General features: G+C 67.5%; 7 protein-coding genes. 5 read left to right on the top strand and 2 right to left on the bottom strand.

Going from position 1 to position 7,239, the window contains the following annotated elements; all coding sequences use genetic code 11:
- Positions 1 to 106: 106 nt before the first annotated feature.
- Together ruvX and Q0U08_RS15615 are read right to left on the bottom strand one after the other, a co-directional pair.
- The gene (ruvX, locus tag Q0U08_RS15620; RefSeq protein ID WP_298092459.1) at positions 107 to 565 is read right to left on the bottom strand and encodes a Holliday junction resolvase RuvX; all 459 of its coding nucleotides are present in this window, start codon (positions 563 to 565) and stop codon (positions 107 to 109) included.
- A complete protein-coding gene (locus Q0U08_RS15615) occupies positions 562 to 1,671 on the bottom strand; it encodes a DUF3089 domain-containing protein (protein ID WP_298092457.1) in 1,110 nt (369 codons plus the stop codon). Before Q0U08_RS15615 ends, ruvX begins: the two co-directional genes overlap by 4 nt.
- A gap of 140 nt (positions 1,672 to 1,811) precedes the next feature.
- On the opposite strand from Q0U08_RS15615, the gene gatC reads away from it, so the two are divergent.
- The 5 genes from gatC to Q0U08_RS15590 all read left to right on the top strand — a co-directional run.
- Entirely contained in the window at positions 1,812 to 2,114 is a 303-nt protein-coding gene (gatC, locus tag Q0U08_RS15610) for an Asp-tRNA(Asn)/Glu-tRNA(Gln) amidotransferase subunit GatC (protein ID WP_298092455.1), read from the top strand.
- Positions 2,114 to 3,598, top strand: coding sequence for an Asp-tRNA(Asn)/Glu-tRNA(Gln) amidotransferase subunit GatA (gene gatA / locus Q0U08_RS15605; RefSeq protein WP_298092453.1), 1,485 nt, complete (start codon positions 2,114 to 2,116; stop codon positions 3,596 to 3,598). The genes gatC and gatA overlap by 1 nt, the downstream gene beginning before the upstream one ends.
- Positions 3,599 to 3,834: 236 nt before the next feature.
- Positions 3,835 to 5,307 (top strand): Asp-tRNA(Asn)/Glu-tRNA(Gln) amidotransferase subunit GatB, encoded by a 1,473-nt coding sequence (gene gatB, locus Q0U08_RS15600; protein WP_298092451.1) that lies wholly within the window; start codon positions 3,835 to 3,837, stop codon positions 5,305 to 5,307.
- 112 nt (positions 5,308 to 5,419) lie between these two features.
- A complete protein-coding gene (locus tag Q0U08_RS15595) occupies positions 5,420 to 6,148 on the top strand; it encodes a hypothetical protein (protein ID WP_298092450.1) in 729 nt (242 codons plus the stop codon).
- A partial coding sequence (locus tag Q0U08_RS15590; protein WP_298092448.1) for a M48 family metallopeptidase occupies positions 6,145 to 7,239 on the top strand: 1,095 nt, incomplete at its 3' end. The genes Q0U08_RS15595 and Q0U08_RS15590, both read left to right, overlap by 4 nt.

Genomic DNA, 7,239 nt, shown 5'->3' with positions numbered 1-7,239 from the left:
AACCTGCGGCGTAGCCGTGAGGGGGGCAGCAGTGTTGCGCTGCTTGGCGGCCCCTCACCCCGACCCTCTCCCCGGAGGGGAGAGGGAGTGGCGCCCGCCTCCACGCCTACCCCATCGTCAGCGCATCGATGGCGGCTTGCAGGATATGGGCGGCGGCGAAGTTGTCGATCTTTTCGGCGCGTTTGGCGCGGCTCATGTCCTGTTCGATCATGATGCGCTCGACCGCGACGGTGGACCAGCGTTCGTCCCAAAGCAGGATCGGCCCCAGATCCTCGCAATTGCGGGCGAAGGCGCGCGTCGATTGCGAGCGGGGGCTTTCGCTGCCGTCGAGGTTGAGCGGCAGGCCGATGACGAGGCCCTTGACCGACTGACTGGCAATCAGCTCGGCCAGTTGCGCCTTGTCCTTGGTGAACTTGGTGCGGCGAACGAGCGTGGCGGGGCTGGCGAAGCTCCAGCCGGCGTCGCACAGCGCGGTGCCGATCGTCTTGGTGCCGACATCGAGGCCCAGCAGGCGGCCGCCGCTGGGAAGTGCCTCGCGGAAGCTGTTGCGGTCGAGCGTGATCATTTCGTGAAGGCCGCCAGGCGCCGGTTCGCGTCCGCACGCACATTGGCCCAGAACAGGCTGTAGTCGTAGACGTGGTAGTTGTTGCCCGGCAGCACATAGGGACCGACATTGGGGCCGTCGCCGATGAGCAGGAAGCCGCGATCACCGCAGCGCGCCGCGACGCGGCCGGGGAGCAGGTCCGCGGTCTTGAGATCGCGCGAGGGATAGAGCGTCCCGAGATTGGCGGTGGCGGGTGCGGTCGCGTCCGGCGTACCGGTCAGCGGGTTGGTACACAGCATCGGCGTGTCGCGGCGGGGCGCGCCGGTGAAGCCTTGCGTCTGATCATACACGTCGAGGATCAGCGACGGATCGGCGGGCTCGGCAAAGGTCTGCCACGACAGGATGCAGCCGGTCTGGTCTGCGGTCGCGCAGGCGGGCAGGCCCATGCGCGGCAGATCGGTGGTGACCGAGACCGGCCAGCCGACCACATAGGCGGCGACGATGCGGCGGGCGAGGACGGCGTTGCCCGCCACGCGGTCACGCAGCAGCCGCGTCAGGTGGAGCGCGCCCTGGCTGTGCCCGGCAAGGATGATCGGGCGATCGGGGCCGATCGTATCCAGAAACGAATCGAAGGCCGCGTCGATGTCGCCGTAAGCGAGCGCCAGCGCACGTTCGGCATCCGCCGCGCTGGTCAGGAAGGCGCCGAACGTCGCCTGGCGGTAGCGCGGTGCCCAGACATCGCCGGCCGCGTTGAACGCGCTGGCCTGACCACGCAGGAACAGCGCGGTGCGATCGTTGGTCTCCGCATCGTCCAGCGGCGCGTTCCAGCTCGCCTTGCTGATATAGGAGGTCGGGTGGATGAAGAAGATCGCCGCACCCGTTCCAGGCTTGGCGGGCGTGTGGCCGGCGGGCGTCCACTGCGCGGGGTTGTTCGCGAGTTCGGGGCGGGCGAGCCATGAAGCGGTGCGATCGTAGAGCGATGGCGGTGCTGCGGGTTGCATCTGGAACGACTCCGCGGGCACCGTCGACCAGCGCAGCAACTGGTTGCCGAACAGCCGGTAGGCGAAGGTCGCGGCTATTGCGAGCACGATGAGGCCCGCGACGACGTAGAGGAATTTGCGGGCCACATCATATCTCCGTTGTGCAGTGCAGCAATAGTATCGCTGCCGCAACCGCCAACTCCGTGCCGCAGCGTTGCGCAGGTTGCAATCGGCAGCACGTGGCAAAACCGTTGCGTGGATGATGGCGGCATTGTAGCCGCAGGGGCATGTCCGTAGATACTGCAACCGTGAAACGGATCGCGAGCCTGGCGCGCATCGCGATCACCGACGAGGATGCCAGCCGGCTGGCGCCCGAACTGGGCAACATCCTGGGCTGGATCGAGCAACTGGGCGAGGTCGACACCAGCGGCGTCGAGCCGATGACCGCGGTGATCCCCAACACGCTGCGGCTGCGCGATGACGTGGTGAACGCCGATCCGCTGACCGGCGGCGGCATCCGCGACGCGCTGATGGCCGGCGCGCCCCAGGCCGAACATGGCTTCTTCACGGTGCCCAAGGTGATTGAATAATGAGCGACGTGACCAATCTGGGCATTGCCGGCATCCGCGACGGCTTTCGCGCTGGCGACTTTTCCGCGCGCGAGGTAGCCGACGCGTTCAACGCGAAGGTAGCGGGTGCGAAGGCGCTGAACGCTTTTCTGGTCGAGACGCCGGAGCATGCGCTGGCCGCCGCCGATGCCGCCGACGCTGCGCGTGCAGCGGGCGAGGCGCCCAAGCCGCTGGCCGGCGTGCCGATCGGCATGAAGGACCTGTTCTGCACCAAGGGCGTGACGACCACCGCCGCCAGCGAGATCCTGGGGGGCTTTGTGCCGCCGTACGAGTCCACCATCTCGCAAAAGCTGTGGGATGCGGGCGCGGGCATGCTCGGCAAGCTGAACATGGACCAGTTCGCGATGGGTTCGTCGAACGAGACGAGCGCTTTCGGTAACGTCATCTCGCCCTGGCGGCGGAGCGACGGCGGCAACGCCGCGCTGGCGCCGGGTGGCTCGTCGGGCGGATCGTCCTCGGCGGTCGCGGCGCGGCTGTGCCCGGGTGCTACGGGCACCGATACGGGCGGATCGATCCGCCAGCCGGCCGCCTTTACCGGTATTTCGGGCATCAAGCCGACCTATGGCCGCTGCTCGCGCTGGGGCACGATCGCCTTTGCCTCCTCGCTCGACCAGGCGGGGCCGATGGCGCAGGACGTGCGCGACTGCGCGATCATGCTGGAGGCGATGGCGGGTTTCGACGCGAAGGACGCGACCTCGCTGCAGCTCGACGTGCCGAACTGGGAAGCGGGGTTGAACGCGGACCTGAAGGGCAAGCGTGTCGGCGTGCCCAGGGAATACCGGGTCGACACCATGCCGGCCGAAATCGAGGCGCTTTGGCAGCAGGGAGTCGACTGGCTGCGCGACGCGGGCGCCGAGATCGTCGAGGTCTCGCTGCCGCACACGAAGTACGCGCTGCCGGCCTACTACATCATCGCGCCGGCCGAGGCCTCGTCCAACCTCGCCCGCTATGACGGCGTGCGCTACGGCCTGCGCGACCTGCCGGAAGGCGCGGGGTTGCAGGACATGTATGCGGCGACGCGCGCGGATGGCTTTGGGGCGGAGGTGAAGCGCCGCATCATGATCGGCACCTATGTGCTGTCGGCGGGCTTCTACGACGCCTATTACACGCAGGCGCAAAAGGTGCGGGCGCTGATCGCGCGCGATTTCGAACGTGCGTTCGAGCAGTGCGACGTGCTGCTGACCCCCACCGCGCCGTCTGCGGCGTTCGCGCTGGGCGAGAAGCAGGCCGATCCGATCGCGATGTACCTGAACGACGTGTTCACCGTGCCGGCGAGCCTTGCCGGATTACCGGCGATGAGCGTTCCGGGCGGACTGGACGCGGCCGGACTGCCGCTGGGCCTGCAGATCATCGGCAAGCCGCTGGACGAGCAGGGCGTGCTGAACGCCAGCCTGGCGATCGAGCAGCGGGCGGGCTTTACCGCGCGGCCCGAGGCGTGGTGGTAAGCTTTGGACGGAGCCGATCTTCTTGAGGGTTTTCTTGAGTTGGTCAGCTTGGTTGTCGACGCGGCCGGGTATCGTCGTCAACGCGATGACGATGCACCGGCCCGACGTCAAAGTGCGGCTGTGACGAAGAACATGGGGTCATCGGTTGGACCTCGTTTGCATGTGTGGAGCAAAGGTCGCCGCTGTGAAGGCTTGGCCGATACCGAACGCTCCGACGGAATTGGGCAGGAAGCGAAATGACGGAATCAACCTACCGCATCCAGGGCGCCACCGGTGAGTGGGAGGTCGTGATCGGCCTGGAGGTGCATGCGCAGGTGACGAGCCAGGCAAAGCTCTTTTCAGGCGCGGCGACCGCGTTCGGGGCGGAGCCCAATACGCAGGTGTCGCTGATCGATGCGGCGATGCCTGGCATGCTGCCCGTACCCAATCGCGAATGCATCCGGCAGGCGGTGCGCACCGGCATGGCGATCGATGCGCAGATTAATCGCTGGTCGCGGTTCGATCGCAAGAATTACTTCTACGCCGATCTGCCGCAGGGTTATCAGATCAGCCAGCTGTATCACCCGCTGGTTGGCGAAGGCGCGATCGAGATTTCGCTGGACGAGAAGGACCCCGAAGGATCGGTCAAGTCGATCGGCGTCGAGCGCATCCATGTCGAGCAGGATGCCGGCAAGCTGATGCATGACCAGCATCCGACGCGCTCCTATGTCGACCTGAACCGCTCGGGCGTGGCGCTGATGGAGATCGTCAGCCGGCCCGACATGCGCTCGCCGGCGGAGGCGGGGGCTTATCTGCGCAAGCTGCGCGCGATCCTGCGTTACGTGGGGTCGTGCGACGGCAACATGGAAGAAGGATCGATGCGCGCCGACGTGAACGTCAGCGTGCGCAAGCCGGGCGATGAATTCGGCACGCGAACCGAGACGAAGAACGTCAATTCGGTGCGCTTCGTGATGGCCGCGATCGAGTATGAGGCCAAGCGCCAGGTCTCCGTGCTGGAGGATGGCGGCAAGATCGTTCAGGAAACGCGGCTGTTCAACGTCGAGAGCGGCACGACGCGCTCCATGCGGTCCAAGGAAGATGCGCATGATTACCGCTACTTCCCCGATCCCGACCTGTTGCCGCTGGAACTGGAGGAGGCGTTTCTGGAGGAGTGCCGCGCCAGCCTGCCCGAACTGCCCGACGCCAAGCGCAAGCGTTACGAAGCGCTGGGGATCAGCGCCTATGCCGCCAATGTGCTGACCGCCGAGGTGGAGGCGGCGCGCTGGTTCGATGCGCTGCTGGAGACGGGCGCGAAGCCGGTGCCCGCGGCGAACTGGGTGACGTCGGAACTGTTCGGGGCGCTGAACCGGACGGGGAAGAGCATCGAGAACAGCCCGGTGAGCGCAGACCAGGCGGCCGAGCTGTTGGCGCTGGTGGCGGACGGCACGCTGTCGGGCAGTCTGGCCAAGCAGGTATTCGAGGTGATGCTGGAGACGGGCGACGGCGCGGCGAAGATCGTCGAGGAGCGCGGGCTGAAGCAGACGAGCGACACCGGGGCGATCGAGGCGGTGATCGCGGGCGTGCTGGAGAAGAATCCTAACCAGCTTGCCCAGTATCGCGGCGGCAAGGAGGCGCTGTTCGGCTTCTTCGTCGGGCAGACGATGAAGGCGATGGGCGGCAAGGCAAATCCGGCCGTGGTCAACGACTTGCTGAAGAAGGCGCTGGGCTGACCTACGAGGCGGGCAGGCGCTTGTAAGAAGCTGCGCTTGCCCGCCCCAATGACCCCGGATTAGGCTTCGATACGGTTCGCGAAGCGGGCCGGAAAACCGGGGGGTTTTATCGATGTCATCGCGCTGGTTCGTCGCGTTTGCGGCGGTGCTTCTGCTCGTGCCGGGCATGGCGGATGCCAAGATCCGCTTCGACCGCAATTTCCGCTTTGACGCTGCAAAGCCGGTGCGAATCATCGTGTTTCGGCCCGATGTAAAGGTGGGGGCGATGGGCGCGGGCGGGGTCGAGGAGGCGAATGCCGACTGGACCGCCGCGGCACGTGACAAGCTGGTCGCACAGGTAAAGGCGAATCAGCAGGCCGCCGGCAACGAGGCGGTGTTCCTGGCCGAGCAGGACGGCGAGGCCGGGCAGCTCGTCGCCGAGTATCAGGCGCTGTTCCGCACGGTGGCGGGCGCGATCGTCCAGCACAAGATGAATCCGGCGGCCAGTCTGCCGACCAAGAAGGACCGGTTCGACTGGACGTTGGGCCCGGGCGCGGCGAGGCTGGGGCCGATCGGGGGCGGCGACTATGCCCTGTTCCTGTCGACGCATGACGCCTACGGTACGGCAGGGCGCAAGGCGTTGCAGATCTTCGCGGCGCTGGCGGTCGGTGCGGTGATGCAGGCGGGCGTGCATGAAAGCTATGCCGCCCTGGTCGACCTGAAGACCGGCAACATCGTGTGGTTCAACGTCGATCCAGGATCCGGTGGTGACGTGCGGACCGACGAAGGCGCCGCCAAACGCGTCGGGCAGTTGCTGGCCGAGTTCCCGACGGCGCAAGGATCGCAGGTCGCGGCGAAATGATCGCGCGCGCGGCGCTTGCCTTGACAGCGCTGGGGCTGATCGCGGCGGCGCCGGGCGGTGCCGAACAGGCCGCACCCGGCGCGGGCATCGGCATGGGCTACCAACCCGTGGACAAGGACGAGCGCGGGCTGTGGATGGAGGTGGACGAGCTGGAACGGCGTTTCCGGACCAGCGCGTTCGTGATCCGCGATCCCTCGCTGAACGACTATGTCCGCAACGTTTTCTGCCGGATGGTGGACGCCGCCGCGTGCCAGGGCGTGCGCATCTATCTGGTGCGAACCGCCGAGTTCAACGCCTCGATGGCGCCGACCGGCATGATGATGGTGAATACCGGCTTGTTGCTGCGGGTGCGCAACGAGGCGCAACTGGCCGCGGTGCTGGGCCACGAATATGCGCATTTCATGCGGCAGCACTCGCTGCGCAACCTGCGCGACATGCGGGGCAAGGCCAACGCGCTGGCCTGGCTGTCGGCGTTGCCGGTACCGGGACTCGCCGGCGCGGCGGCGATGGGCGCGGTGCAGTTCGGGCTGATCGGCGCGATCTTCCGCTTCTCGCGCGCCATGGAGAGCGAGGCGGATGCGGGATCGGTGCCGCTGATGGTCAAGGCGGGGTATGACCCGCGCGAGGCGGAGAAGGTGTGGGAGCAACTGCGCGCGGAGCAGGACGCGACCGCCGCCGCCCGCCACACGCGCAGCCGCAAGAATGACAGCGGCGGGCTGTTCGCCACGCATCCGCCCAGCGCGGAGCGGATCGCGGCCTTGCATGCGCTGGCGGTGGGCGCGACCGGCCAGGACGGGCGCGAGGCATACCGTGCCGCGCTGGCGCCGTGGTGGCCGCAACTGGTGGACGATCAGGTGAAGCTGAACGACACGGGTGCGACCGACTTCCTGTTGACGGCGCTCGCGCATGACGGGTGGACGGCGGACCTGCTGTATGCGCGGGGCGAATTGTACCGGGCGCGGGGACAGCCGGCGGATATGACGCAGGCGGCAGGCTTCTACCGCGAGGCGATCGCGCTGCCGGGGGCGCCGGCCGAAGCGTGGCGCGGGGCGGGGCTGGTGGCGCTGCGCACCGGGCGGGCGGACGAGGGG

Origin of the sequence: uncultured Sphingomonas sp. (genome assembly GCF_946477935.1) — a bacterium.
Taxonomy (GTDB): Bacteria; Pseudomonadota; Alphaproteobacteria; order Sphingomonadales; family Sphingomonadaceae; genus Sphingomonas.
The sequence above is the reverse complement of the archived record's forward strand: the minus strand, read 5'-3'. Positions and strand labels throughout refer to the sequence as shown.

Bases quoted from the DNA above. Each gene is read 5' to 3' on its own strand.
- ruvX (WP_298092459.1), bottom strand. From the start codon at position 565: ATGATCACGCTCGACCGCAACAGCTTCCGCGAGGCACTTCCCAGCGGC.
- gatC (WP_298092455.1), top strand. From the start codon at position 1,812: ATGTCCGTAGATACTGCAACCGTGAAACGGATCGCGAGCCTGGCGCGC.
- gatA (WP_298092453.1), top strand. From the start codon at position 2,114: ATGAGCGACGTGACCAATCTGGGCATTGCCGGCATCCGCGACGGCTTT.
- gatB (WP_298092451.1), top strand. From the start codon at position 3,835: ATGACGGAATCAACCTACCGCATCCAGGGCGCCACCGGTGAGTGGGAG.
- Q0U08_RS15595 (WP_298092450.1), top strand. From the start codon at position 5,420: ATGTCATCGCGCTGGTTCGTCGCGTTTGCGGCGGTGCTTCTGCTCGTG.